Raw genomic sequence first — 24094 nt, forward strand, 5'->3', positions numbered from 1 at the left:
GCTGAAGACGTCGGCAACTCAACGTCTACAACACCCGTCCGTCACGTTTCAGGCCTTAACTCCTGAAGCGTCTCTGAAGCCTATTCGGCGTCCGCGGGCTCCTCGCCGTCGGCGTCGCGCTCGGGAGAGCCTGCCAGGATCTGCTCGGCAATCAGGCCGGAGTTCTGGCGGATCGCCGTTTCGATCTTGGCGACCATGTCCGGATTGGCCTTGAGGAAGGCCTTTGAGTTCTCGCGGCCTTGGCCCAGCCGCTGGCTGTCATAGGAGAACCAGGCACCGGATTTCTCGACGATGCCGGCCTTGACGCCGAGGTCGAGGATCTCGCCCATTTTTGAAACGCCCTCGCCATACATGATGTCGAATTCGACCTGCTTGAAGGGCGGCGCCAGCTTGTTCTTCACCACCTTGACGCGGGTCTGGTTGCCGACCACTTCGTCGCGCTCCTTGATCGCGCCGATGCGGCGGATGTCGAGGCGGACGGAGGCGTAAAATTTCAGTGCGTTGCCGCCGGTGGTGGTTTCCGGCGAGCCGTACATCACCCCGATCTTCATGCGGATCTGGTTGATGAAGATCACCATGGTGTTGGACTTGTTGATCGAGGCGGTGAGCTTGCGCAGCGCCTGGCTCATCAGCCGCGCCTGCAACCCCGGCAGCGCATCGCCCATCTCGCCCTCGAGTTCGGCCTTCGGCACCAGCGCCGCCACCGAATCGACCACCAGCACGTCGACCGCGCCGGAGCGCACCAGCGTGTCGCAGATTTCCAAGGCCTGCTCGCCGGTGTCGGGCTGCGAGATCAGCAGTTCGTCGATGTTGACGCCGAGCTTGCGCGCATAGACCGGATCGAGGGCGTGTTCGGCGTCGATGAAGGCGCAGATGCCGCCCTTCTTCTGCCCTTCCGCCACCGTGTGCAGCGCCAGCGTGGTCTTGCCCGACGATTCCGGCCCGTAGATTTCCACCACACGTCCCCTCGGCAGGCCGCCGACACCCAGCGCGATATCAAGCCCGAGCGACCCCGAAGAAATCGTCTCGATATCCATCGAGCGGTCGTTCTTGCCCAGCTTCATCACCGAGCCCTTGCCGAACTGGCGCTCGATCTGGGAGAGCGCGGCGGACAGGGCCTTGGTCTTATCCATGGAGGATCCTTCGACGATACGCAGGGCAGTGGCGGACATAGTACGTGCTCCTTATGGCGGGGATTCGCGAGCGGGACAAACGGGCGGTGGCAGGTTTTGGATTCGATGGCCTATGGCAATTCTGTACCACGTTTGTTCTATGTTCGCAATATGTTCTTTTTCGGCTTGCGGTACTGGCCCGTTTTAACCCCTGGTGGCCCAGTTTGATTTTGGCAGCGGCCTGGTTTGCCTTAGCGATGTTCAAGCTGATCGCCATTGAAGATGTGCAACATGCCGGAGAAGGCAGGGTGGTCTGCCTCCACTACATACCGAACAGCCCCGGCTCGGTTTGTAAAAACCGACACGATGAAGCCCGGATATTCGTAACCTGAGCGCTTCTTTACCCGGTCGCCTACTTTGAACGATACGTCTGTCATTTCATCCCCTGTAGGCCGCCTCAGTCGGGTGCCGGCCTGTTTAACCCCTAGTGGCCTAGCTTAATTTCATAGTGACCTGATTTGAATTGTTCACTTCGGAACTGACTCCCCGCCGTCTGCATATTAAGACCGGAACTTGCCAACCCTACGGTTAGGACCCGTAAGCAAACGAGGGATGTCATGCAGCGTCGTCGGTCTGTTCCCCATACCTTTGAAGAGAACATCGCAACCGAGAAGGCCAAGCTGGAAGCGCAAATAGCAGAACTAAAACCAGGTCCAGAGATGGACGCGCTTCGCAAAAAGATCAGGCAACTCGATACCGCATCCCATATGAGCGAGTGGCTTTCCTCGCCCGGATTACAGTCCCCAGTATAAACCGGGCGCGCCATGGGGGGATATTACGCTTACATCATCGGGGATGATGGCCATATCACGGGCCGTGTCCAAGTCATCTGCGATGACGACACGGAAGCCAAGCGGCTCGCAAAACAGTTGGTCGACGGTCACGCCGTTGAACTATGGCAGGAAGCCCGCATGCTCGAACGGTTCGAGCCGGAAGAGTGAGGCCGCCCGGTTGGGCGGCCTCTTCGGTGTCAGGTGCTCCCTGGCGAGGTAATGGGGTGCTTTTCGGTCCACCAAGGCCCCAACTACGCAAACATACGGAGGTGACCGGCCGCACAAGTTTTGCATATTCACGGCTATGGGCCGCCACATCCTTTTCAAATGCCCGCGGCTGGGCACGAACGTGCAGCATTGGCTTCCGGACACCCCGCCGGACGAACCCAATCCCAATTCCTATGCGTCCGTCGTCTGCCTCGCCTGCACCCGGCTTCATTTCATCCACAAGGAAACCGGGAAGCTCCTGGGCGAGGACTGACGCCTCGTGAGGACTGACGCCCCGTGAAAACTGACGCCGCGAGTGGTTGCGTGCCCCCCCGGACACAGGCCCCGCCTTAAGTTCACTTTTGTACAGTTCCCCCGGAACGGATTCCGCCGCAGTGCGTAATCGCATCGGGAGCGGCTGATAGTAACGGGTAGTAACGGGGAACCAAATTGTGCCGGGTAAAAAATATCTAACGGAACAAGCCGCAACCTTGTTGAAATTTGCAATGGCCACCACGGATCCGGATGTCGCCGCGGGCTTTCTCGACAAGGCCGCCGACCTTTCGGCCAGGAGTGAAAAGGCGCCGGATGCCAGCCCCCGGCCGCCTGATGTAGAGCAGCCGAAAAGCTAGCTCTCGCGATGAGGCCGCCATGGGCGGCCTCATCGTTTTATCGGTCGATCCGCAAGATGGGCCACCAGTGATGTCGCAACATCTTCGGCGCGCAGCCACGACCGTATCGGGCAGGCCAAGCCCCCGCATGCGCAGTTGAACTGATGCCGAAGCCGCGTGGGCTGGCTCATCGTCGCGCTCACATCTGCAGGTTGAGGTGCGGGCGACGTCGCTTACAATTTTAGGCGTGCTTGCAGTTTCGCCTGAACTGTCCGTCAAGATTGGCACGCTATGCGTTTCGCCATGCACACACAGGTTGCCCTCCCCCCAAAACCCATCCTGCCGATGCTTCAGCAGCACGGCGCCGATCTCCTCCGATGGCTCTTGAGCCTCAGCCGCACCCCGGAGCCCTCGCGGGTACCGCCGCCGGTCCGGCCGGACGCGCCGTCGAGACCCCATATGCCACCGCGGCAGCCTTATCCGACGCGCCAGGAATAGGCGCCAATAGCCGCCGGCGATCCGCCAGGCGCGGCGTGCCTTGCGCGGCCAAGGCGGGCATCGCGATCGGCTTCACCCAGCCAAACGACCCCGCCGCATGGGGCTATGCAGCGAGGTCGCCGATGGCGGGGAAAAATCTGGAGGACCACCCCGCCCTCGCGACCAGATACGTCCGCCGCAAAGCCCCGTTTCAGCGCGCGCGAATTGCCCCGGCGAATTCGCCTCGGGCGCGTTGAACCTTTTTCGCTCCCTCCAGACATAACCTTGCCTGGGACATTGCATCACTCGGGGATTAGGCCTGCGCCGCCAAGCGACCATACTCCGCTTGTGCGGCGCAGTGCTTTTCAGCGGCAGTGTGAGCGACGCCGGCGCCGGGAATTCGGACGCGCCCGCGGGGTTGAAACGCCGGTAGCGAGAGCATTTCTACCGTGCCCGGGGCGCGGCGAACGCATTTGTCAGCCCACGGAATCATGGAACTTGGCAGTTCCGCTCCCGTTATTGCGGAGGGAAGCGGGAGATTCCCATGAATCACACAGGCGCAGAATACACGCTGACCAGGTCGGAAACCCCGGGGTTCTGGCAGAGGCAATTTCGGATCGGCGACCTGGTCAGGTCGGGAAAGACCGAGCCAATGTTTCTCCTGCTGGCCCAGCGCCGCGTCCAGTTGAGGATCGCGAATAAAGCACGCGACGCGCCGATTGACGTCGTGGTCGGGGTGCGGATTTTCCTGCCCCTCTCCGCTCCTTCCAGGTGTCCGACCGGCGTCCGATCAATTCTTCTATAGTTGTACCAATTATTGTTTGCAATTTTAGGTGTTAAGGTTTGATTTGAAGCGATTGGGGCCGCGACAGGATTTTTAGATGATCTACAAGGGCGTTGAATTCACCGTGACGGCGGTCGCTCCGGGCATTTGGAAATGGCAATTCCACGTCGGCGACAAGGCCATCACGGGCAAGACCGAAGCCAAGCTCAACCTGCTGGCTATCCGGCGGGTCCAGCTTCGGATCGATCGGGAGCTGAAAAAAGCCGAGCGGGAAATAACCCGCCCGCCGGATCCTTCTGTCGGCCACCCATCAGGTAAGTCTTAAGCAGTTACAGCAAGTTACGACAGCAGGATGAAGTGGCTTATATGCCCGGTAATGGGCATGGGCCCGTAAAAACCCGGAGTTGATCTTTACGCCCGCCAGGAATCCACTCCACCCGCTTTTGAGCCCAAGGGCCGACGGCGGCCCATTTTGCACCTGGTTCAGCCTGCCATGCCGGTCTTCTTCTTCAGCGTGCGACATGGCGAGGATGCATGCGTCCACAATGACGGCGCCGAGTTTGTCGATCATAACGCTGCGTGGAAGGAAATGACCGGCGTCTGCGGGGACATGATCGCGGACATTTCCCGCCAGCTCTCCGAAAACGCCGAGTGGCAGATGGAATTGCTGGATGAATCCAGGAAGCCGGTATTCCGGATTCGCCTGGTTGCGGAAACGCTGCAGGACACCGATCAGGAGACGCGCTGATTCAGGCGTGCGCCTTTTTAGAAGCGGCATCGCCTTCACCGGCCGGCGCAGTGCCCTTCCGCAGCTCCCGGGCGGAGATGAAGCGGACGCCGACCATCTCGCCCCTGCGCCAGATCAACGTGCATACCCGCAGCACCTCGCCGCCCGCGGTGAGGGAAAGGCCGAACATCTTGGGAACAGCGAGGTCGCCGACATCCAGGCAAGCGCCATTTTCGGAAATGTCGTGGATGTAGCACTCGATCCATGGCGCATCCGGTGCCGGAATCACAAATCCCCTCTTGCGCAAATCGACCCGAACGAACTTGCGGGCACCTAGATCTTTGCGGTCTCTCGCCATGATTTCTCCTGCGCGGGGAAATCCTAGGTCGAATACCTGAATACCTCGTTATCGGAATTCGGCAAAAACCGGGGTATTGGCTCCAATTCTGACGTGCGGGTGGAGTTGCCCAGCGCATGATCCGGAAAAGTGGGTCCGGTTTTCCCTCGCGACAAACGCGGAACGCGTTTGCGCGGAGATCATGCGCAAATCAAAGAGATACAGCGGTCAAAAGAATCGTCATCCCGCTCTAGTCGGCGCTGGCAAGCCGGCGCATCGTGAATTCGATGGCGCCATCGGGCAGCTCGCGCCAGCTTTCGACCGAGCTCATATAGGCCGCCTTGGGATAGCGGTCGAGAAAGTCGCGCGCCCTCGCTCTCGCCTTGTCGCGCGGCAGCGTGAAGGTCTCGCGCAGATAGCCGTCGTCCGGCTTGCGCCGGCCGGCCATCCGGCTCGCGAGGTCGCGCGGACGAAAGACCATGTCGTAACTCCAGACACAGGACGACAGGCCAAATATAGGGGCAATGGCGAGCGAATCCTACTCGACGCTCTTGCCAGAGCGTTTTCCAGCGAAAGCCTGCCCTGGACTTGATCCGGGTGGAGACCGGTTCGCGTCAGGAAAACGCGTCAAATCAAAATCTGCAGCCCCGTTCCGATTTCATCGGAACGGAAAGCGCTCCAGGCGTTACTGGCTGCTGCTGCCGGTCTTGCTCTTCTTGGCGGGCGCCGCTGCGGCCTTGGGCGTGTCGGTGCTGCGCACGGCGCCCCAGGGATCGGAAGACGCCTTGGCATCGGGAATCTTCCTCAGCGATTCCTTATAGGCCTTCTCCTTGATCGCATCCGCCTCCTTCTCCTCCGGCGATTTGGACTGGAATTCCGGCATCAGGTTGATGTTGGGGGTCTGCGCGTAGGCCGGCACCGTCAACAACACCACCACCGCGGCCGCGCTCAGCATTCTCATGACGCTCTCCTTTGGGACGCTGACTTTGCGTTTTCGGCAGGATACCACCGGCTCAACCGCTTCGCCAAGCAGGCGCGCCCCCTCCTTTGGTTCGACGCGGCTCGACGCCCGCAAAACGCGGCCGGACTTGCAGGATTTCGTGCCGTATTTGTGGCCCGCCGCCGCTGTTCCCTTCGCCGCAATGACCATTACAATACGTCCTGCAACAATATCAGGCGGGGAAATGGGCGTTCATGCAACAACAGCCACCGGAAACAGAATTCGGCATCACGGAAGCCAGGCGCACGCTTGGCGAGGTCTTTGCGCCCTGGGTGCTAGATCTCAATCTCTCGATCGAGCGCTTTGACGTTGCCCCATCGGGCGACGCCGCCGACTGGCAGCCGGGCGCGATCCTGCGCCTGCCGTTTTCGGAGCGGCTGTGCCGCAAAGGCGGAACGGTCTCGGGCCAGGCGTTGCTGGCCTTTGCCGACACCGCGATGGTGATCGCCAACTTTGCCGCCAACCGCGGCTATCGGGCCCTGACGACGGTCGACCAGACCATGCATTTCATGCGCGCGGTCTCGGCATCCGACGTGCTGGCCGATGCGCGCGTGGTCCGCCTCGGGCGCACCATGAGTTTTGGCCGCGTCACGCTTTCGTCCGCCAGCGACAACAAGCCGGTGGCGATGGTCTCCAGCGCATTCGCGATGCTGTAGTGGAATTGTAGGGTGGGCAAAGGAGCGTGAGCGACGTGCCCACCACCTATCACCAGTCGCGCTTCAAAATGGTGGGCACGCTTCCGCCTTCGCTCGTTGAGCTACGGCGGACAAGTCGCTTTGCCCACCCTGCGAACTATGCGCCGAAAAATAGCATCAGTCCGTGTTAGAAGAGAACGAATGATGACCTTAGATGAATACCACGATGCCATACGGTCTCGCGAAGACTTCGTCGCATTCGTCCAGGCATTGAGCAGAGATCTTCATACCAATCGGGAAACTTGGGAGAATGACACGTTGGAGCGATTTCTTGAGGCTCTCTGTGCCTGGGTTGAAGATATGGACGGATACTACGTCAATCAGGGCAAGCCGATACCTCAACAGCCGGATTGGAAGGTTCTCGGAGACATTTTAATGGCAGCTACAGTGTATGAATAGCTGACGCATTGGTTGTCGACCTTCTCCCCATCAGCGATGGCGGAATAGCGCGCGATCTGCATCGCGGCTGCAGCGGCGGGTTACGCTCCGCTAACTCGTCCGACCCGCTTGCTGCTAATAGCTCGCCCCCGTAGTTCTCTCGTCTTGCGGGAACATGATTCCTCTGGCGTCTTGGCGTTTAAATCTGTCAGGGGGAAACCATGGTCAAAACCGTTCTCGTGATGGCGACCATCACGATCATCGCTTGCGCCGCGGTGATCGCAATCCACGAACTCCTCGTCCGTGCGCGCCACCCGCAGGCCGGTCCCCCGCCACGACGCCGGGCGTTTTAAGAAACGGGCTTCGTCAAAGACAGTCGTATCGTTCCTGTCTTTCACTCTTGCAGGATGTCACAGCCGCCCGCATGACCGAGCCTTCGGATGTGCAATCTCCATTCGTTCGTCACCAACGAAAGCGCGATTGCCGCAGGGCAATTCTGAATTCGAGATCGAAACATGCGCCGGATGCTTGCTCGCCCGGTGCTGAATGAAGCGCTGCCCTGCTACCCACATACTCGCCGCGAATGCGACGATGACCATCGCGCTCGCCCACTGCATCGTCCATCCATGCGAGCTACTCACGGGAGCCGGCCAGTTCGGAATATTCGCCGCTGAGGCTGGTCGAGTGACCCGCTACCACGACAGCCGCCGTCGAGATAACCATCAAGGTCAAGGCGGCGAACATGATACCAATCAACTTCAAAGCGTGCCGGTCTGCCATCGGGCCTTTCCCTGCTCCAGTAATTCCGCCTTATGGACAGCGCGGTCCGAATAAGGCGGACGCTGCCGACAACGATCACGGCCGGGGAGGCCCAGCGTAACAGGACTGGCACGAACGCCCCCTTTTGCCGCCCGCCTCAACAAACGCGGACATATTGCCACTTGTTCCCGACTTATGTTTCCCATCGTATAATGCTGGCTGGGAGCGGGAATGGCTGATCGATGCCCAACCATTGAAGGTGAGAACCGACGGGCGACGCGGGAAGGCAGGGTCTTTTGCCACCCGGATCCTCTACCAAAGTCTTCCCGGATCAGGCCCACCGAATTCGGGAAAAAATGGAACACATGGGTTCACACTGAATTATAGGACCGCCCATAAAGGGAGGTTCTAATGCCACGCCGTCGAGTAACGCACACCACTTCACTTAAAGAGCGTATCGCCGAAAGAGCCAAAGCGATCGCAACCAAAGCAGGGACCTTCCCTCTCGGAAGCAAAGAACGTGATCGTATGGAGCGAAGGGCAAGGCAGGCCTCCACCGGCTCCGACATCAATGAATTGCTGATGTCGCGCGGCATAAGGCCGTTTGAACAATTTCACTGCCATGACCATCGAGAGGAGGAATTCGTGACTCAGTCAAATATGCCATCGCGAAATATGGCTACCGGCGAAGGCGAGCCAATTCAGCAACGCCGTCCCAGCCGGCACAAGGCAGACGAAATTGACCTGATGCGCAAAAATGCATCTGAGATTTATGAGATCGTCTTCTCGGCCGACTTCGGAGAAAACCCTGAGAGAAACAAATGACCGCGGCGGTGAATCCAAAGCGGCGCCAGCCTCAGGGGAGGAACTGGAGTCGACGATGCGTCACCGCGGCCGATGCTATCAACGGATCGCACGACGAGAACTAATTGGCGTCATCCGCTATCGCTGCTTCGGATCACCAGGCGGATCATCGCCATGATCTTTCCGGCTGACGTGTTGAGCACGCGCTTCGTCGGCCGGCTGTTCCTGGCCTTTCTCGTCGCGAACGAGGCCCTGCTGCGCTGAATTTCGGTCCTCAGGCTTCGGCATGCCGGCCTGGCCACCATGCTTGCCGCCCATGTCCCGTTCGCCTTCCAAATCGTTTGCTCTTGCCATTTTTGAGAACTCCGGTTCGACGCTGATCTTGAAGCTGGCGATCGTCGGCAATGTCGGGGACCGCCGTGATCGTTCGACTGCGCGTTAAAGCGTGTCAGGGGTGCGTGTCGGCGAACCTTTATCCTCGTTGCGCAGCTCTTGTTCGGCCAAATGCCAAAATTCAGATTCCCGACCTTCGGGCCGGCCGGCTTGCTCCCAAAGCCGATATGCTCGCGCGTCGATTTCCTGTTTGCTGGGTTCAGCCACGACGATTTCTCCGAGTTGGCGCACGGTCCAGCCCTTCAGGCGTGCTGGGACTTACCCGGCGGGACGTGCGAGACCAGCTGCGAGACTGGCCGTTCCGATTCAAGTCCACCTGAAGCCGTTGGTTCCTCGCCGAGGCTGCCCTACAAGACAGTGCGCTACGAGAAAGCTGCCCAACAAAACAAAGGCCATGCGGGCGTTACACCGCATGGCCTTTGCCGGGACTGTCCCGCTCCTCGCGAAGATTCCGTCGCCGCTAGCATAACCGCAAACCGGCGAAAACGTTCCAGCCGACGCGGGGGCCGCACGGCGGGTCGTGCGGCATTCTACCCGCCGGCAACTACTTGCCGAGAACGGCTTCCGCGGCGTTGACGATGCTCATGGTCGGATTCTTCCCGCAATAGGTGCCGAACTTCTTGGCGTTCTCGACGAACACGTCGGTGTCGATGATCGCCTCGTCGGAATCACCCTTGTACCAGCCGTCCATCCAGGTCAGCACCATCTTGATCGTGTCGTCGCCGCCTTCGACAAACTGCTTGCAGGTCATGGTCGAGAGATCGAGAACGACGGCATGCGCCGGCGCGGACGGCTTGCGTATGATGCATGTGATTTCCGAAAAACCGCGCCGGCAAGTTTACCGCCGATCTGGCGCAAACAAAATCCCCGTGCAAGCACAGGCCATATCGAATCTGGTTGACCGCAGTTTCATCCTGCTATGAACGGCATCACATATGACGCTGTCAAACCGTGCGCGGATTGAGAACCCGACAGCCTGATGAGTTGGAATCCGCAGGGTGGGCAAAGGAGCGTCAGCGACGTGCCCACCATCTACCATCGCGCGCGCTTCTTGATGGTGGGCACGCTGTCGCTTTGCCCACCCTACGGACTGCGAACTGATTTGCCTTGCGCGCAAGTACAATCTCAACGCCCGACTGCGACAAAACCACTTGTCGGGCAAATCACCAAAAACCTGTCCATCCCTTCGCGCAAAAATATTCCGCTTTCGTTCTCACGCAAATCATTTGCATAACTCCGCGTGTCTCACGGCGGATGAGGGGCGTTGGCCATCGTCACGAACGCGCGGTGAGATGCGATGGACGCAAGAGCTGCGACTGACGTGTGTGGCTTGAGCGTACGGCGAAGTCGTGTGGTTCGGGCGCCGCGGTGCTGGCGTTAAGCGTGCGCGCAGGCGACGGAGGCAAAAGAGCCGTTCTCCGGGAAGAGCACGAAGTAAGCCGTAAAGCCATTGCGCAGGGAAGGCCGGAATGCTCCAGCTGCCCTGTATGCTCGTGTGCCGTTTTGTTTGCGCAAATCGCACGCGAGACCGCGGGTGCAGCAAGCACCCGGTCTTCCCTGCGCCCTCTAACCGAAGAGAGGGCAGACGAAGATGCAAACCTCGGGCGATCAGCGTCGCGAGAACGTGAAGTCATACTCAGTTGTCATCACCCGCGAAGGCGGGTGATCCAGTATTCCAGAGACGTCAGTGATTGAACCGATAAGCCGCGGCGTACTGGATCGTCCGGTCAAGCCGGACGATGACAGCGGAGAGCTGTCAGAATGGAAATCATCCTCACGCCCTCCCTATCCTGCGCCGCCGCCAGCGCCACGCGAGCATCACCATCAGCACGATGACAAACCCGGCAGCGATCGCGCCGCTGATAAATCTCCCACCGGGCCGGTCGATGGTGCGCGAGCGCAGCGAGGGCGCTTCACCGGACCGCGCCAGGCGGAACGCCACCACGCTGTCGCCGATGGTAGTGCCCGACTCCGAATGACCGCCGGCACCGATCGCGACATATTGCTCGCCCTTCCACAGATAGGTCATGGGATTGGCGACGCCCGGAACCGGCAGCCGGCCCTGCCACAGCTCCTGCCCCGATCGCGCGTCGAAGGCGCGCAAGTAGGCGTCCATCGCGCCGGTGAAGACCAGACCGCCCGCGGTGATCGCGACGCCATTGACGAGCGGCGTGCCGAAAGGAAGCGCGATGCCGAGCGGCGCGCGATCCTCGGTGGTGCCCACGCGCGAACGCCAGAGAATCTTGCCGGCCTTGAGATCGACCGCAACCATCTCGCCCCACGGCGGCTTGTTGCACAGCAGGCCCACGGGAGACAGCGCGACCGCACGCGTCATCGCGAACGGCGCGCCCTGCTGCCGTCCGAAATCGTGCCCCGGTGGCGGACTGAATCCGTCAGGGACCGCGGCGCGCGGCAGCAGCTTGATGATGTGGATCGCGCGCGAGACGTTGGCGTAAAGGATCTGGTTGACGGGATCGAAGGCGGCGCCGCCCCAGTTCACGCCGCCGCCGGTCATCGGAAACACGATCGTGCCTTGCGTCGATGGCGGCGTGTAGAGACCTTCGTTGCGCGCGGCCGCAACCTGCGCGCGGCAGGCACCGCTCTCCCAGAACGGAATCAGGCCGAACGTTTCGTCGGGCGAAATCTGCTGCGACAGCAGCGGCGGCACGTGGGTCGGAAACGGCTGCGTGGGCGAGAGCTGCTCGCCTTCGGCGCCGCCTTGCGGCACGGCGCGTTCCTCCACCGGCCATACCGGCTTGCCGGTATCGCGGTCGAGCACGAACACAAATCCCTGCTTGGTCGGCTGGATCACGACGTCGCGCGGGCCCTCCCCGGTGTCGATACGTGCCAGCGTCGGCTGGGCCGGCAAATCGTAATCCCAGACATCGTGATGCACGGTCTGATACGACCAGACCCGCTCGCCGGTCTCGGCGCGCAGCGCCACGACCGAATTGGCGTAGTCGTTGTTGCCGGGCCGCTCGCCGCCCCAAAAATCCGGGCTCGGCGAGGACGTCGGCAGGAACACCAGGCCACGCTCCTCGTCCACCGACATCGGCGCCCAGACATTGGCATGGCCGGCGCTGATGCCGCTGTGCACCAGAGGATCGAACGACCAGCGCGGCTGCCCGGTTCGCGCGTCGAAGGCGCGCACCTTGCCGGATGGCGCCTCGACGCGGCGGTTGTCCGCAATTGCCGAACCGACGATGACAGTGTCGCGGGCGATGACAGGGGCCGACGTGATCTGGAATTCGCCGGGCCATTCCAACGGCATGCCGGTCTCGATCCTGATCTCGCCATTGGCGCCGAAATCGGCGCAGGGAATGCCGGACCTCGCATCGAGCGCGATCACGCGTGCGTCGTTGGTACCTACCAGGATTCGCGCGCGGCAGGCGGCCGTCTCAGGCGCCTTGCCGTCGACCCAATAGGCCACCCCGCGGCAATTGTAGCGGTTGGCCGGGCGCTGCGCCGTCGAGATCTTCGGATCGTACCGCCATTTCTGCACGCCGCTGCCGGGATCGAGTGCAATGACTTCGTTGAACGGCGAGCAGAAGATCAGGCTGTCTTCGACTAGCAGTGGCGTGGCCTGAAACTTGGTCCGCTTCATCACCTCGGGCGCGCGGGCGTCGAGATCGCCGGTGCGAAACTCCCAGGCGCGAACCAGATTGCCGACATTGTCCGGCGTGATCTGGTTGAGCGGCGAAAACCGCGATCCGCCGCGGTCGCCGCCCCAATGCTCCCAGGCTGAAGCCGGAAGCAAGATCGATATAAAGGCGCAGAAGATGGCAACGAAGGAAATGAACAGACGAACCGGATTTCGCATCCTACCCCCCGCAAGCGCAGCGCAACGCTTGCGGGATCGATTACCCTATCGAGACCTCAGTATCTACCCCGGCCGCCACCATAGTGACCGCCGCCTCCGCCACCAAACCCACCGAGGCCAATACCGATACCGATGCCGACCCGCGGCGGCGGATCATACACGCGCGGCGGCGGATCATCGTACACCACGCGCGGGGGCGGACGGCGGACAACCACGACGTCATCGTCATCCGGCTGCGGCCGGCGCGGCTTGCGGTCGGCCTTCTTCTTCGGCAGATCCGGCTCGACGCGACGGACCGGGGCATTGACCTTCAGCGGCTGCGGTTGTGCCGGCGGCTGCAGGTTGCAGGGACAGGTCGGCCCGACCAGCGCGACGTTCTGCGGCAAGGCTGCGTTGGCGGCGGCAACTGCCGGCGTCAACTCGGGACGGTTGCGCAGCCGCAGTTCCAGCTTGCGCGCGGTTGCGGAAAGATCGCTGTCGGGGAATTTCTCCAGGAAAGAGCGATATCCGGACGCGGTATTGATGAGCACGGCATCGTTCCACGCCACCATGCGCCGGTGCCGAACCAGCCAATCGCGCGCCAGTCGCCCGAGCGCCGTCTGCGGGAAGAGGCCGGCAAAGGCCTCATACGCCTCGTCGGTGCCGTCGGCCACGATCAGCTCGTTCGCCGCCTCGACCGGCTTGCCCTTTAGATCGCGCGTCCACTCGGCGACCGACTTCTTCGGCGCTTCCGCAGGCTTCGGCCCGGCGACCGATGTGCCGGAAAGGCGGAAATCTTCGGTCAGCGAGGAGCTGTCCCACGGAGTCTGCCGCCCGTCGGTGACCTTGTTCACCGCAAGCCGCACCCGCTTGAAGGTCTCCTCAATCGGAATGTTCTGTTCCTTGCCGGCCGCCAGCAGCGCATTCGTATACGGACTGTTGTTGCCGGAGCCGTCTTCGGCGACCGCGCCGGGCGACGTCGAGAACGAAAGGTATGTGCCGGGAGCGCCGACCTTGGCGTCGACGATCGCAAGCCCGCTGCCGGCGGTCTTGAGGTCCGGGAACGGATTGTTGCGGCAGGCGTCGAGCATCAGGATGCGCATCTTGCTCGGCACCGACGTCAGCGTGTTCAGGATGTCGTTGAGGCGCACCGCCTGGATCGGAATGTCGGCTTCCCGCTTCGGATCGATATCGATCGGAACCAGAAAATTCTCGCCGTCGATCTGCAGCCCGTGGCCGGCGTAAAACACCAGCGCCACGGTGTCGGCGCCCTTGGCCGCGACCTTGCCGGCGAAGTCGCTGACCGCCTCCCGCATCTGGCCTTGCGAAAGATCGGCCGCGGTCGAGACTTCGAAGCCGGAATCGGTCAGCAATTGCGTGACTGCCCTGGCGTCATTGGCCGGATTGGGCAGCGCCGGCACCGAGCGATAGGCGGATTGCCCGATCACCAGCGCGAGGCGATTCTCGGCAGACGCCGAATGCGTTCCCAGAAGAATCGCAGCGGGAATCATCAATGTGAAAAGCGTGTGACGGAACATGATGCCACCTCCCGGCAATGCAGGCTACGGATTGGTCACAGCCCGGAGCCAAAGGGTTCAAGCCGGCGGCGCCGCCATGTCAGGCGCGACAACGGCTCGATTCGACGGCGATGTTGTCGCAGACCCAAGCTCTGCGACGTGATGCAAATCACAGTATCGGGATTGTTATCCGTGCCTAACACTCTGTCCGGAGTGGCGTCTCCGCGGTAAAACAACCTCCGATGCGGCGGATCGAATTTCACATAGCGCTCATGGCGGGCGCGGCGCTGATGCTTGCGGGTTGCGGCTTTGGCGACGTCCGCTCGCCGTTGCCCGAGTTCATGCGCGCCAAGGCGCCGGAGCTGCCCGCGCTCGAGCCGGCGCCCGACGTCAAGCGCATGCTGAAGGAGAAGCTGGACGCGGTGTTCACGGTGGCCTCGCAACCGACCCATGTTCGCGTTTCCGAGCCGCACCCCAACCTCCGTGGACCGGGCTGGACCGCCTGCGTCAAGGCCGAAGTGGTTTCGGTGACCGGCAAGCCGCTGGGCACACAGACCTATCGTGTCGAGATTTCCGGCGGCGTGATCGCCGATCGCCAAAAGGTCGAGCCGGAGGACACCTGCTCGACCGAGACCTATGAGCCGATCTAGCCGCTACAGGCAGCGGGTCGTCGCCCGCACCGGACAAAGCTTCAGCGCGCTGGTCAGCGAGAACAGCACCCGGGCGCCGCGTGTGGGATTGTCAGGGCTGCGGTAGGTGAGCGGCGCGGCGGCGCCGATGTCGGCCTGCAGGCCGTCGGCGAGGAAGAAGCGAACGCCGCCGCCGGCCGAGGTCAGCGAAAGGCCATCGCTCAAGCGGTAGCCGTCATTCCAGGCCACCCCGCTGTCGACGAAGGCGTAGAGCTGGTAGCCGCTCAGATATCGAAGGTCCGTATTCTGATCGAAGCGCAGCTCGGCCGAGCCCGCCAGACCGTTGTCGCCGCTGATCTCGGCGCTGCCATAGCCGCGGCCGAACGCGACACCGCCGAGATAGAATTGCTGCGAGGCGAACAGCGGGCCGGACGCCGTCTGGCCCGCGGCGGCGAGTTTCAGCGACCATGCATCCGTCAGCGTCTGGTAGCGCGTGAACCAGAAATTCAGCGCGGAGAATTTGCGGGACGCGCCGTCGCGCGACAGATAGTCGTCGTCGCGGTGCGAGGCGCCGAGAATATCGAGGCCCTGGCGATAATTCACCGTCAGATAATTGGTGCCGCCGAAATTGTCCTGCAGTCGGTAGTCCGAGGTGAGGCTGGCGGTGCGGATGCGGTCGGCGTAGATCGGGCCGAACACGTCGTTTTCGGTGGCATTGGTGAATCCCGCCGCCGCGGTCAGCGTCAGGCTCGATTTCTGCGATTGCAGCGGAACGATACTGCCGCGAATTTCGAACGACTCGGTCTTGACGTTGTCGCTGTAGAGATGGCGGTAATCACCGGGCCAAACCTCGCTGTAGTAGCCGGACGCGCCGATGCGGGCGCCGTCGGTGCCGACCGGCACGTCATAGGACAGGCGGCCGAACGCGAGCTGCCGCGGATCGCCGGGGGTGGTCGAGAGGTTGAACACCAGTGAATCGCCGGGCGCGAGATAGGAGTTGAACGCCGCCGTGCCGTAGCTTTGCCACGGTCCGACCGACGACGATCCCAGATTGTCGACGCCGACCGACGTGAAGAGATGCCACGTCTTCAGCGAAAGGATCAGGCGAAAATCGCCACTCGCGGTGCCGATCTCCTCGATCGCGGTGTCCTCGATCTGCACGCCGGGCCGCCCGTTGATCAGCAGCAACTGCCGTTCCAGCGTCGCAAGCCGCGAGGGCCGCTCCGTCAGCGCGGCCTCGAGCATCGGCCGGACGCCGAATCGTTCGGCGTCGTCTCCCTTCAGCACCAGCTCCGTGATGCTGCCTTCAATGACTTGAATGCGAAGCTGGCCGCCCTGGATGTCCTGTGGCGGCACAATCGCGCGGCTGAGGTGAAAGCCGGCGACACGATAGACGTCGCTGACCGCAGCGGCGATCGCCGCCAGATCGGCCTGCGATACCTTTTTCCCGATGTAGGACTGATATGTCGCCGCCAACCGCTCCTGCGGTATCGCAATGGCGCCGGAGATCGAGACGTGGCGGAGCACGAACAGCGGCCTGGAATCCCCCTGCCCCTCCGGACGGGCGAATTGCGGCGACGGCAACCGTGGCCGTCCGTTCGCGCCCTGGCTCGACTGTTGGCTGTCGAAACGCCTTTCGGTCTGGCGCGGGTCATAACCGGGCTGGTTTGCATGCTGCGCCTGCGCGGGAAGGCAGGTGATGATGATCCATAGGCCCACGCCAATCGTCGGGAAACGGTGCCAGGCTACAGCTGCGCAGGCGCGCTTCAGTAGATCTACGGATGCGCGCCGCCGATCCTTGGTTGAACCCATAGCCATATGATTTTTAATAGATTTTTATGGTCAATGAATCCTTAACGGGGCGCTCGCAGAGCCCCGTTTCCGCTCACTCAATGTTGAAACATTTCCGATATCGTTTGGGACAAAGCGGCAATTGGAGAGAGTTTTCATGCGTGCGACCCCTCACGTCACGAGCGCACTCGCGGCCATGTTCATGCTGGCGATGGCGTCCGCTGCTTTCGCCGCCGATGGCGGCGACTGGACGGTTCACAAGTTCTCGGGCGAGGTATGGCTCACCGGCAGCGGCGTGCAGCAGGCATCGCTGAAACAGGAAGACGTGTTGAAGCCGGGCGATACCGTTCGCACCGGCCGCACCGGACGCGTCCTCCTGAAGCGCGGCGACGAAATGATCCTGGTTTCGCCGAATTCCGTGATCGGCGTCCCCGCCGAGAAGAAGGAAGATCTGTCGACCACGATCAAGCAGCAGGCGGGCTCGATCCTGCTCGACGTCGAAAAGCGCAACGTCAAACATTTCGAGGTCGAGACTCCCTACCTCGCAGCCGTGGTGAAGGGCACGCAATTCCGCGTCACCGTCAATGCAGGGAAGACCACCGTCGACGTGGTCCGCGGTCAGGTTGAAGTGGCAGATTTCAAATCGGGCCAGATCGCCCAGGTGATGGCGGGCCAACATGCGACGGCTTTTGCCAACGGCAAGACTGGTCTGTCGCTGGGTGGAACGGGTGCCCTCGCCCCGATCGAGCAAGGCAAGCCGCGCGCGCCGTCGGTCGAACGCATTCCGGTGCCGCGCGGCGGCTTTACCGCGATCCGCCACGCCACGAATGGACAGGGCGTCCAGCCGTCACGTCATGCAAGCATGCAGCCCGCAAGGCATGGCGTCACCCGCATCTCGTCGTCGATCGGTGAAGTTCGGTTGAATGTCCACCGCGTGACGCACGGCCTCGCCCGCGATAAGTCGGCGGTGCATGGCGGTACGCGCAACGCGGCCAACAAGGACACGATCTGGGGTTCGTCCGGCTCCGGAAACGATGTCGCCTCAGCAAACAGTGGCCAGGGAAACAGCAGCAACGTTGCTGTGAGTGGTGCCACCCCCGCAACAGGAGCCGCGGCCGCTTCCGGCGCCAGCAGCACGATCGCGGCGGTCAGCGGCGGCGGCAATGGCAATAATGGAAATGGAAATGGAAATGGTAACGGCAACGGCAACGGAAACGGCAATGGCAATGGCAATGGCAATGGCAATGGAAACGGCCATGCCTACGGCCATTACAAGAACCGTTAGCGGCACGCTTCAACGACCTGCGCCATGAGCTCACAAGCCTGACGACGACGAACCTCGAAGCACCAGAATGGTGACCATGTGAAACGATATCGGCCGCATATTTTCGTGATGATTGCGCTCGCAATCGTCCTGGCGGGCGGCTGGCACAATTCGCTTCGCCACGCATTAGCCGACTTTCGGTTCGGCTGGCAGCCGCGACAGGCCTCTGGCGATATTGTGGTGATCGCGATCGACGCATCGTCGATCGACAGGATCGGCGTCTGGCCGTGGCCGCGCCTGCTCTACTCCGAACTGATCCGGCAGCTTCAGAAGGCGGACGTCCAGGACATCGCGCTCGATGTCGACTTCTCCACGCCCTCCGACGCATCGTCCGACCGAAATTTCGCCGAAGCCCTCCAGAGCGCAGGCGGATCGGTCGTGCTGCCCTCCTTCCAACAGCCCCGCACCGACCGGACGACGCTCCACGTCAATCGTCCGTTGCAGCAATTCGCCGAGCATTCCTGGCCCGCGCTCGTCAATGTCGAGGTCGGATCCGACGGCCTCGTCCGCCGTTATCCGTTCGGTGAGAAGCTGGATGGCAAGTTCGTGCCCGCCATGGCCGCCGTGCTCGCCGGCCAATACGACGAAAAGCGCACACCCTTTCTGATCGACTTCAGCATCCGGACGGCGGGAATCCCCAAAGTGTCCTTTGCCGAGGTGCTGCGCGGCGACCCGGCGACACTGCAAAAACTGCAGGGAAAGAAGGTCATCATCGGCGGCACGGCGCTCGAACTCGGTGACCGCTTCAGCGTCCCGAACGGCGTCATCGTCTCCGGACCGGTGCTGCAGACACTGGCCGCGGAATCCCTGCTGCAGAACCGCGCGCTGCAATGGACGTCACCCGTCGTCACGCTGACCGGCCTCGCTTTGCTCGCGTTGCTCATGCTGTTCTCATGGCGCCGCCTCTCCGCCGGCAAGCGCGTGGCGCTGCTCGCTGCAACGGCTGTCGTCGTCGAGGCCAGCGCGTTTGCCCTGCAGGCGGCCTTCCCGCTGATTCCCGACACCTCGCTGTTTCACATCGCGATCATCGTCTACATCGCCGCCATCGCGCTCGACGAAATCGACATCCGCGATCTGCTCGGCAGGGTCGCCGAGAGCCGCTTTCAGCGCGTGGCGATGTCGCTCGGCGACGGCCTGATCTGCACCGATTCCAATTACCTGATTACGGTCTGGAATCCCGGCGCCACCGCGATCTTCGGCTATCTACCCGAGGAGATGATCGGACAGCCGTTCGACGAGATTTGCGCCCGCGATGCGGATACGCCCGCATTTTCCGTCAAGAACGCCGCAGAACTCGCCGCCGGAACGGTGATCGAGTTCGAAGGCCGCCGCAGCAATGGCGAAGTGTTCCCGGTCGAGGCCAGCTTCTCCGGCTGGCAGGGTACCGACGGCTTTCAGTTCGGCGCAATCCTGCGCGACATCTCCGTGCGCAAGCGCGAGGCCGAGAGAATTCGGTACCTCGCCGAACATGACACGCTGACCGGCCTGATCAACCGCAACACCCTTCACGCAAAACTTGAAGCGAAGATTGCCAGGGCCGAAGCGGATGGGCGCCGGGTCGCGCTGTTGGTCGTCGGCATCGACGGCTTCCAGCAGGTCAACGACATGCTCGGTCATGCCAGTGGCGATCTCGTGCTTCGCGCGATTTCGGAGCGGCTGATGGCGGTGATGCCGGCGACGGGCCTGGTCGCGCGCTTGAGCGGAGACGAGTTCGCCATCGCAGTTCCAACCATTGCCATCGGCCAAAATGTCAGCCGTTTTGCCGAGCAGATCGGTGCAGGCTTCGACGAACCGCTGCTCGCCGGCACCCGCCACCTCCGCGTCCGGGTCAGCATCGGCGCTGCTGTATTCCCGTCCGACGGGCGGACCGCGGCCGAACTGCTGAGCAACTCCCACATGGCGCTAAGCCGTGCCAAGGCAACCCGGCGCGGCGGTCACGTGCTGTTCGAGGACTCGATCCGCCGCGAACTGGAAACGCGCTTGACGCTGGAAGCTGAGCTGGCGCTGGCCGCGGAGCGTAATGAGTTCGAACTGTTCTACCAGCCACAGCTGCATCTGGCCGACGGCCGTCTGGTCGGCGCCGAAGCCCTGATCCGCTGGCGTCATCCCGAGCGTGGCCTGGTTTCGCCGGGGGAATTCATGCCGGTTGTCAACACCTCGCCGATTTCCGAGCGAATAGCGGAGTGGGTTCTCGAAACAGCGTGCACCAAAGCAGCCGCCTGGGAGCGCGCCGGACAAAAACTCCGGATCGGCGTCAACCTTTCGCCCTCCCAACTCCAGTCGGGTGACCTTGCAAGCTCGGTCGCGCAGGCTCTTGCCCGCACCGGTTTGAGCCCAACCAGCCTCGAGCTCGAAGTCACTGAAGACATCCTGCTCCATGACGAGCAGAGCGCGCTGAATACGTTCCTGAAGATTCAGGCGCTTGGCGTTCGCCTCGTGTTCGACGATTTCGGCACCGGCTTTGCCAGCTTGAGCTACCTGAAGAAATTCCCGCTCGACGGACTGAAGATCGACCGCTCTTTCGTACTCGGATTGCTGGCCAATCCCGACGACGCGGCAATCGTCAGCTCTACCATCGGGCTCTCCAAGCAATTGGGCTTGTCTGTGATCGCCGAAGGTATTGAGGACCGGGCCACCGCGGATTTCCTGGTCAGCATGGGCTGCGGAGAGGGACAGGGCTATTTCTTCGGACGGCCGATGCCGGCGAGCGAGTTCGAAGCCAGGTTCCTCGCCGCCCCCGCAGCCGCCGAAGTGGCGTAAGGCCCAAAGCCGCCTGATCAGGCTGAACGATCGGTTAACGCGACCGCTCAAACCCGAGCTTCGCGACAACGGTATTTTCCATCTCTGTCCGATAGCGTTGCGCCGTGAACGCGATGGCGTGGCGCCCCGTCTTGGCGCCGTCGGCCACATAAATCGCGAACGGGGATTCGGGGAAGTGACTGATATTACCGGCACATCGACGGTTGGTCGCGCATCGAGCGAGGACGCGAACGCATACGCGCCAGGCTCCGGCGGGCCGCTGACGCCGCTTACCGGCGTTTCTGCGGCCCAATGGCGTGCGCTATCGACGCGCGCCGCCGAGCCGAACGGCTATTATTTGCCTGAATGGGAATTGGCGGTGAACGCTTCGGCGCGGGGCCGCGGCGACACCGACGCGCTCGGCGCGTGGCGTGAACCATCCACCTTGATCGGCCTGATGCCTGTGATCTCGATGTGGCGCGCCTACCGGATCCCTTTGCCTGCTTTGGTCGGCGCCGACCCCTACGGCACGCTTTGCACGCCGCTGCTTGACCGCGACATGGCGGAGGAAGCCGTTACCGGCATTCTGCAGCACGCTCAACAGGCCGGCGCGCATGCGCTGATCTTCCGCGCCACCTCGCTTGAGGGCGCGGCGATGAAGGCCTTTGCCGACGTGCTTGGCCGCGACGGCATGGCGCCGCTGGTGCTGCAATCGCATGTCCGCGCCTGCCTCGACGCGACGTGTGACGCCGATGAAATGCTTCGCGATGCCCTGGGCGCGAAGAAGCTGAAGGAGTTGCGCCGGCAGCGCAATCGCCTCGCCGAACACGGCGCCGTCAATTTCGACGTGGCGCGCACGCCTGCCGACGTCGCTGCCGCGATTGAAACATTCCTGATGCTGGAAGCCAGCGGCTGGAAGGGCCAGCGCGGCACCGCGCTCAGCCAGGACGACGGCGATGCGAGCTTCATTCGTCGCGCTACCCCGGCGCTGGCCGAAACCGGCCAGTGCGAAATTGTGACCCTGCGGGCCGGTGAAACGCCGGTGGCGGCGGCCATCGTGCTGCGTCATCAGGACCGCGCCTTCTACTTCAAGCTCGGCGTCGACGAGCGTTTTGCAAAATCTTCGCCGGGCGTGCAGCTGACACTGGAATTGACCCGCTATCTCTGCGCGGATCCGGCCATTCGCCTGGTCGATTCCACCGCCGCCCCCGACCATCCCATGATCAACCCGATCTGGCGCGGACGCCTTGCGATCGGCGACGTCCTGATCCCGCTGCGGCGCGGCGATCCGGTCGTGTTGCTGATCCGCGCCGCGCTCGGCCTGCGCGGTGCGATCCGCGAGCCGCTGCGCCGCATCGTTCATTCCGTCAGGGCACGGCAGGAGAAATCCTGAATGAATACGCTCACCGCCATCGCACCCGTGATTACGGCCGACCGTGACGCGCTTCGCCGCGATTTTCCGCTCAAGCCGTTTGCGATCCGCCACAAGCTCGCCGGCCATCCGCTGCTGGAGCTGCCGCGTATCGCGCAGCTCGCCGCCGAACTGCCGCGCGACCTCATCGAGTATAATTCCGGCAAGGTCGCGATCAGCCAGGATCCGGACGCGATTCCCTCCGTCGACCTCGACCCGGTCGAAGTGGTGAAGAGTATCGAGACCGCCGGCGCCTGGATGGTGCTCAAGCGCGTGGAGAATTCGCCCGAGTATCGCCGCCTGCTGGAGGACACCCTGCTGTCGGTGGCCCGCGCCCGCGGCTTCAACAGCCTGCTCGACGCCGGCTTCGAGCAGGTCGAGGGTTTTCTGTTCGTGTCCTCGCCGAACTCGACCACGCCGTTCCATCTCGACAGCGAGGATAATTTCTTCGTCCACGTTCACGGCGAAAAATTCTTCACGATCTTCGACAATACCGACCGCTCGATCGTCAGTGACGACGAGATCGAACGCTCGATGACCAAGCATCGCAACCTGAAATATGACGAGAGCTTTGCGCCGCGGGCCAAGGAATTCCATCTGTTCGCGGGCGATGGTTGCTACGTGCCGTATCAATGGCCGCACTGGGTGCGCACCGCAGGCTCGTTCTCGATCTCGATGGCGATCACCTGGAAGACGCGCGAAGTGCGGCGGCTGAACGATCTGCACTTCTTCAATTCGATGCTGCGCGGCATCGGCCTGCCGCAGCAGCCGCCCGGCAAACAACCGGTCCGCGATGCGCTGAAGCTCGCGTTCTATCGCACCGTGACGACGGCGATAAAGCCGCTGCGCGCCTCGATGGCGATGCGCCGCGTGCTGCGCCGGATCGCACTCGGCAAGCGGGCGAATTATTATCTGAAGGACGTGTGAGTCTCTCTTCGTAGCCCGGATGAGCGCAGCGACATCCGGGGCCGCTCTCACACTGCCCCGGATATCGCGGAGCCTGTCATCGGGCGCGCATTCGCGCGACCCGTTGGCTCATCCGGGCTACATCAACGACTACTGCAGCGGCGAATGCGGCGCCGGCAGCATGATGGTCGAGTGCATCTCCTCGAGGAAGCCCGGGCCCTTCCCCAAAAATTCCTGCCAGGCGGAATCCTTCATCGCGTTGCCCCGGGCTTCGGCGCGGGCATTCAGGCTGGGATAGGCCCAGATGTGGCAGGCCTCGTTCGGCTGCCCCGCCTCAGTGGTCCACAGGCCTACGATCTTTGAATATTTCTCACGCTCCGGGAGCACCGCGGTGAAGGCATCGAGCCACTGCTTCAGGCCGCCCGCCGCCTTGCCGCGATAGTTGCGGAGTTCGTAGACATTGCCGGTCGATGCCGGCGCCACCGGCGGCCGCACCGCGTTCATCAAGCGGACGTCCTGACGCACCAGCAGCGGCCGTATCAGTGGCACGTATTCCCCGGTCCAGCGCGGGTTCTTGGCCAGTTCGGCCCGCATTCGCGCGCGCTCGTCGAAGCTGTTGTAGCTCCACATGTGCAGGACCTGATTGAGCGGCCCGATCTCGGTCGACCAATAGCCTTCGAGCTTGCCGTAATCGTCCTTGCGAATCTCGCGCGAAATGGTGCTCGCGGCCTTGATCATGTCGCCGAGCGTGCCGGGCTTTACGGTGTAGGTGCGTAGTTCGTAGATCATGACGTCTCCCCAAGGTTTTGATTGTTGATTCTCTAGAGGCGGCGCACATCAAACGCTACTGCGCTTGCGGAG

The 24094-nt window shown here is 62.4% G+C and carries 28 protein-coding genes; 16 read left to right on the forward strand and 12 right to left on the reverse strand.

The annotated features are described in order from the left end of the window. Positions 1-80: 80 nt before the first annotated feature. Positions 81-1172: a recombinase RecA gene (gene recA / locus ACPPVP_RS31105; RefSeq protein WP_426527412.1), complete on the reverse strand. Its 1092-nt coding sequence runs from the start codon at positions 1170-1172 to the stop codon at positions 81-83. A 14-nt stretch (positions 1173-1186) separates the two neighbouring features. Here recA and ACPPVP_RS31110 point away from each other — a divergent pair, with 14 nt between their 5' ends. From ACPPVP_RS31110 to ACPPVP_RS31140, 7 genes are all read left to right on the forward strand, one after another. Beyond that, positions 1187-1504, forward strand: coding sequence for a hypothetical protein (locus ACPPVP_RS31110; protein WP_426527413.1), 318 nt, complete (start codon positions 1187-1189; stop codon positions 1502-1504). Positions 1505-1729: 225 nt separating this feature from the next. Continuing rightward, complete coding sequence (locus tag ACPPVP_RS31115; RefSeq protein ID WP_426527414.1) at positions 1730-1924, forward strand: hypothetical protein; 195 nt, start codon at positions 1730-1732, stop codon at positions 1922-1924. 12 nt (positions 1925-1936) lie between these two features. After that, complete coding sequence (locus ACPPVP_RS31120; RefSeq protein ID WP_426527415.1) at positions 1937-2113, forward strand: hypothetical protein; 177 nt, start codon at positions 1937-1939, stop codon at positions 2111-2113. Between the two features lie 181 nt (positions 2114-2294). Next, positions 2295-2426: a hypothetical protein gene (locus tag ACPPVP_RS31125; RefSeq protein ID WP_426527416.1), complete on the forward strand. Its 132-nt coding sequence runs from the start codon at positions 2295-2297 to the stop codon at positions 2424-2426. Between the two features lie 178 nt (positions 2427-2604). Then, positions 2605-2784: a hypothetical protein gene (locus ACPPVP_RS31130; protein ID WP_426527417.1), complete on the forward strand. Its 180-nt coding sequence runs from the start codon at positions 2605-2607 to the stop codon at positions 2782-2784. Between the two features lie 1337 nt (positions 2785-4121). Continuing rightward, entirely contained in the window at positions 4122-4349 is a 228-nt protein-coding gene (locus tag ACPPVP_RS31135) for a hypothetical protein (RefSeq protein WP_426527418.1), read from the forward strand. A 168-nt stretch (positions 4350-4517) separates the two neighbouring features. Next, positions 4518-4772 carry a DUF6894 family protein gene (locus tag ACPPVP_RS31140; protein WP_426527419.1) on the forward strand — a complete coding sequence of 85 codons (255 nt, stop codon included), beginning with the start codon at positions 4518-4520 and terminating at the stop codon, positions 4770-4772. A gap of 1 nt (position 4773) precedes the next feature. On the opposite strand, the gene ACPPVP_RS31145 is transcribed toward ACPPVP_RS31140, so the two are convergent. From ACPPVP_RS31145 to ACPPVP_RS31155, 3 genes are all read right to left on the reverse strand, one after another. After that, on the reverse strand, positions 4774-5109 hold the full coding sequence (locus ACPPVP_RS31145) for a PilZ domain-containing protein (protein ID WP_426527420.1): 336 nt from the start codon (positions 5107-5109) through the stop codon (positions 4774-4776). A gap of 229 nt (positions 5110-5338) precedes the next feature. Continuing rightward, complete coding sequence (locus ACPPVP_RS31150; RefSeq protein ID WP_426527421.1) at positions 5339-5569, reverse strand: hypothetical protein; 231 nt, start codon at positions 5567-5569, stop codon at positions 5339-5341. 204 nt (positions 5570-5773) lie between these two features. Then, complete coding sequence (locus ACPPVP_RS31155) at positions 5774-6049, reverse strand: hypothetical protein (protein WP_426527422.1); 276 nt, start codon at positions 6047-6049, stop codon at positions 5774-5776. A gap of 233 nt (positions 6050-6282) precedes the next feature. On the opposite strand from ACPPVP_RS31155, the gene ACPPVP_RS31160 reads away from it, so the two are divergent. The 3 genes from ACPPVP_RS31160 (at position 6283) to ACPPVP_RS31170 (ending at position 7514) form a co-directional block, all read left to right on the forward strand. Further along, entirely contained in the window at positions 6283-6744 is a 462-nt protein-coding gene (locus ACPPVP_RS31160; protein ID WP_426527423.1) for a PaaI family thioesterase, read from the forward strand. 180 nt (positions 6745-6924) lie between these two features. Next, the gene (locus tag ACPPVP_RS31165) at positions 6925-7182 is read left to right on the forward strand and encodes a DUF7660 family protein (protein ID WP_426527424.1); all 258 of its coding nucleotides are present in this window, start codon (positions 6925-6927) and stop codon (positions 7180-7182) included. A 200-nt stretch (positions 7183-7382) separates the two neighbouring features. Next, positions 7383-7514, forward strand: coding sequence for a hypothetical protein (locus tag ACPPVP_RS31170; RefSeq protein ID WP_426527425.1), 132 nt, complete (start codon positions 7383-7385; stop codon positions 7512-7514). 280 nt (positions 7515-7794) lie between these two features. Here the strand turns inward: ACPPVP_RS31170 and ACPPVP_RS31175 are convergent, their stop codons facing one another. Continuing rightward, positions 7795-7941: a hypothetical protein gene (locus tag ACPPVP_RS31175; protein ID WP_426527426.1), complete on the reverse strand. Its 147-nt coding sequence runs from the start codon at positions 7939-7941 to the stop codon at positions 7795-7797. A 390-nt stretch (positions 7942-8331) separates the two neighbouring features. Between ACPPVP_RS31175 and ACPPVP_RS31180 the strand changes: the two genes are divergently transcribed. Next, entirely contained in the window at positions 8332-8745 is a 414-nt protein-coding gene (locus ACPPVP_RS31180; RefSeq protein ID WP_426527427.1) for a hypothetical protein, read from the forward strand. Between the two features lie 117 nt (positions 8746-8862). Here the strand turns inward: ACPPVP_RS31180 and ACPPVP_RS31185 are convergent, their stop codons facing one another. From ACPPVP_RS31185 to ACPPVP_RS31205, 5 genes are all read right to left on the reverse strand, one after another. Next, positions 8863-9129 carry a hypothetical protein gene (locus tag ACPPVP_RS31185; RefSeq protein WP_426527428.1) on the reverse strand — a complete coding sequence of 89 codons (267 nt, stop codon included), beginning with the start codon at positions 9127-9129 and terminating at the stop codon, positions 8863-8865. A 33-nt stretch (positions 9130-9162) separates the two neighbouring features. After that, complete coding sequence (locus ACPPVP_RS31190) at positions 9163-9324, reverse strand: DUF2934 domain-containing protein (protein ID WP_426527429.1); 162 nt, start codon at positions 9322-9324, stop codon at positions 9163-9165. Between the two features lie 337 nt (positions 9325-9661). Then, complete coding sequence (locus ACPPVP_RS31195) at positions 9662-9931, reverse strand: HdeA/HdeB family chaperone (protein ID WP_426538167.1); 270 nt, start codon at positions 9929-9931, stop codon at positions 9662-9664. Between the two features lie 960 nt (positions 9932-10891). After that, positions 10892-12937: a pyrroloquinoline quinone-dependent dehydrogenase gene (locus tag ACPPVP_RS31200; RefSeq protein ID WP_426527430.1), complete on the reverse strand. Its 2046-nt coding sequence runs from the start codon at positions 12935-12937 to the stop codon at positions 10892-10894. 56 nt (positions 12938-12993) lie between these two features. After that, positions 12994-14454, reverse strand: coding sequence for a caspase family protein (locus tag ACPPVP_RS31205; RefSeq protein ID WP_426527431.1), 1461 nt, complete (start codon positions 14452-14454; stop codon positions 12994-12996). Positions 14455-14675: 221 nt separating this feature from the next. Here ACPPVP_RS31205 and ACPPVP_RS31210 point away from each other — a divergent pair, with 221 nt between their 5' ends. Next, positions 14676-15083, forward strand: coding sequence for a hypothetical protein (locus ACPPVP_RS31210; RefSeq protein WP_426527432.1), 408 nt, complete (start codon positions 14676-14678; stop codon positions 15081-15083). A gap of 3 nt (positions 15084-15086) precedes the next feature. Here ACPPVP_RS31210 and ACPPVP_RS31215 read toward each other — a convergent pair whose 3' ends face one another. Next, a complete protein-coding gene (locus tag ACPPVP_RS31215; RefSeq protein WP_426538169.1) occupies positions 15087-16874 on the reverse strand; it encodes a ShlB/FhaC/HecB family hemolysin secretion/activation protein in 1788 nt (595 codons plus the stop codon). 136 nt (positions 16875-17010) lie between these two features. Here ACPPVP_RS31215 and ACPPVP_RS31220 point away from each other — a divergent pair, with 136 nt between their 5' ends. The 4 genes from ACPPVP_RS31220 to ACPPVP_RS31235 all read left to right on the forward strand — a co-directional run bounded on the left by ACPPVP_RS31220 (position 17011) and on the right by ACPPVP_RS31235 (position 23254). Continuing rightward, positions 17011-18138: a FecR domain-containing protein gene (locus ACPPVP_RS31220; RefSeq protein WP_426527433.1), complete on the forward strand. Its 1128-nt coding sequence runs from the start codon at positions 17011-17013 to the stop codon at positions 18136-18138. Between the two features lie 78 nt (positions 18139-18216). Further along, positions 18217-20937, forward strand: a complete 2721-nt coding sequence (locus tag ACPPVP_RS31225) for an EAL domain-containing protein (RefSeq protein ID WP_426527434.1) — start codon at positions 18217-18219, stop codon at positions 20935-20937. A 175-nt stretch (positions 20938-21112) separates the two neighbouring features. Next, positions 21113-22309 carry a GNAT family N-acetyltransferase gene (locus tag ACPPVP_RS31230; protein WP_426527435.1) on the forward strand — a complete coding sequence of 399 codons (1197 nt, stop codon included), beginning with the start codon at positions 21113-21115 and terminating at the stop codon, positions 22307-22309. Continuing rightward, the gene (locus ACPPVP_RS31235) at positions 22310-23254 is read left to right on the forward strand and encodes a cupin-like domain-containing protein (protein ID WP_426527436.1); all 945 of its coding nucleotides are present in this window, start codon (positions 22310-22312) and stop codon (positions 23252-23254) included. A 129-nt stretch (positions 23255-23383) separates the two neighbouring features. Here ACPPVP_RS31235 and ACPPVP_RS31240 read toward each other — a convergent pair whose 3' ends face one another. After that, positions 23384-24022, reverse strand: coding sequence for an NIPSNAP family protein (locus tag ACPPVP_RS31240; protein ID WP_426527437.1), 639 nt, complete (start codon positions 24020-24022; stop codon positions 23384-23386). Between the last annotated feature and the right edge of the window lie 72 nt (positions 24023-24094).

Source organism: Bradyrhizobium sp. McL0615, from assembly GCF_049993905.1.
Lineage (GTDB): Bacteria > Pseudomonadota > Alphaproteobacteria > Rhizobiales > Xanthobacteraceae > Bradyrhizobium.

Excerpts from the sequence above, each read along its gene's own strand:
- recA (WP_426527412.1), bottom strand. The coding sequence starts at position 1,172 with ATGTCCGCCACTGCCCTGCGTATCGTCGAAGGATCCTCCATGGATAAG.
- ACPPVP_RS31165 (WP_426527424.1), top strand. The coding sequence starts at position 6,925 with ATGATGACCTTAGATGAATACCACGATGCCATACGGTCTCGCGAAGAC.
- ACPPVP_RS31180 (WP_426527427.1), top strand. The coding sequence starts at position 8,332 with ATGCCACGCCGTCGAGTAACGCACACCACTTCACTTAAAGAGCGTATC.
- ACPPVP_RS31155 (WP_426527422.1), bottom strand. The coding sequence starts at position 6,049 with ATGAGAATGCTGAGCGCGGCCGCGGTGGTGGTGTTGTTGACGGTGCCG.
- ACPPVP_RS31220 (WP_426527433.1), top strand. The coding sequence starts at position 17,011 with ATGCGTGCGACCCCTCACGTCACGAGCGCACTCGCGGCCATGTTCATG.
- ACPPVP_RS31170 (WP_426527425.1), top strand. The coding sequence starts at position 7,383 with ATGGTCAAAACCGTTCTCGTGATGGCGACCATCACGATCATCGCTTGC.
- ACPPVP_RS31235 (WP_426527436.1), top strand. The coding sequence starts at position 22,310 with ATGAATACGCTCACCGCCATCGCACCCGTGATTACGGCCGACCGTGAC.
- ACPPVP_RS31175 (WP_426527426.1), bottom strand. The coding sequence starts at position 7,941 with ATGGCAGACCGGCACGCTTTGAAGTTGATTGGTATCATGTTCGCCGCC.
- ACPPVP_RS31215 (WP_426538169.1), bottom strand. The coding sequence starts at position 16,874 with ATGGGTTCAACCAAGGATCGGCGGCGCGCATCCGTAGATCTACTGAAG.
- ACPPVP_RS31200 (WP_426527430.1), bottom strand. The coding sequence starts at position 12,937 with ATGCGAAATCCGGTTCGTCTGTTCATTTCCTTCGTTGCCATCTTCTGC.
- ACPPVP_RS31150 (WP_426527421.1), bottom strand. The coding sequence starts at position 5,569 with ATGGTCTTTCGTCCGCGCGACCTCGCGAGCCGGATGGCCGGCCGGCGC.
- ACPPVP_RS31145 (WP_426527420.1), bottom strand. The coding sequence starts at position 5,109 with ATGGCGAGAGACCGCAAAGATCTAGGTGCCCGCAAGTTCGTTCGGGTC.
- ACPPVP_RS31205 (WP_426527431.1), bottom strand. The coding sequence starts at position 14,454 with ATGTTCCGTCACACGCTTTTCACATTGATGATTCCCGCTGCGATTCTT.
- ACPPVP_RS31110 (WP_426527413.1), top strand. The coding sequence starts at position 1,187 with ATGGCGGGGATTCGCGAGCGGGACAAACGGGCGGTGGCAGGTTTTGGA.
- ACPPVP_RS31160 (WP_426527423.1), top strand. The coding sequence starts at position 6,283 with ATGCAACAACAGCCACCGGAAACAGAATTCGGCATCACGGAAGCCAGG.
- ACPPVP_RS31240 (WP_426527437.1), bottom strand. The coding sequence starts at position 24,022 with ATGATCTACGAACTACGCACCTACACCGTAAAGCCCGGCACGCTCGGC.
- ACPPVP_RS31140 (WP_426527419.1), top strand. The coding sequence starts at position 4,518 with ATGCCGGTCTTCTTCTTCAGCGTGCGACATGGCGAGGATGCATGCGTC.
- ACPPVP_RS31115 (WP_426527414.1), top strand. The coding sequence starts at position 1,730 with ATGCAGCGTCGTCGGTCTGTTCCCCATACCTTTGAAGAGAACATCGCA.
- ACPPVP_RS31120 (WP_426527415.1), top strand. The coding sequence starts at position 1,937 with ATGGGGGGATATTACGCTTACATCATCGGGGATGATGGCCATATCACG.
- ACPPVP_RS31210 (WP_426527432.1), top strand. The coding sequence starts at position 14,676 with ATGCGGCGGATCGAATTTCACATAGCGCTCATGGCGGGCGCGGCGCTG.
- ACPPVP_RS31135 (WP_426527418.1), top strand. The coding sequence starts at position 4,122 with ATGATCTACAAGGGCGTTGAATTCACCGTGACGGCGGTCGCTCCGGGC.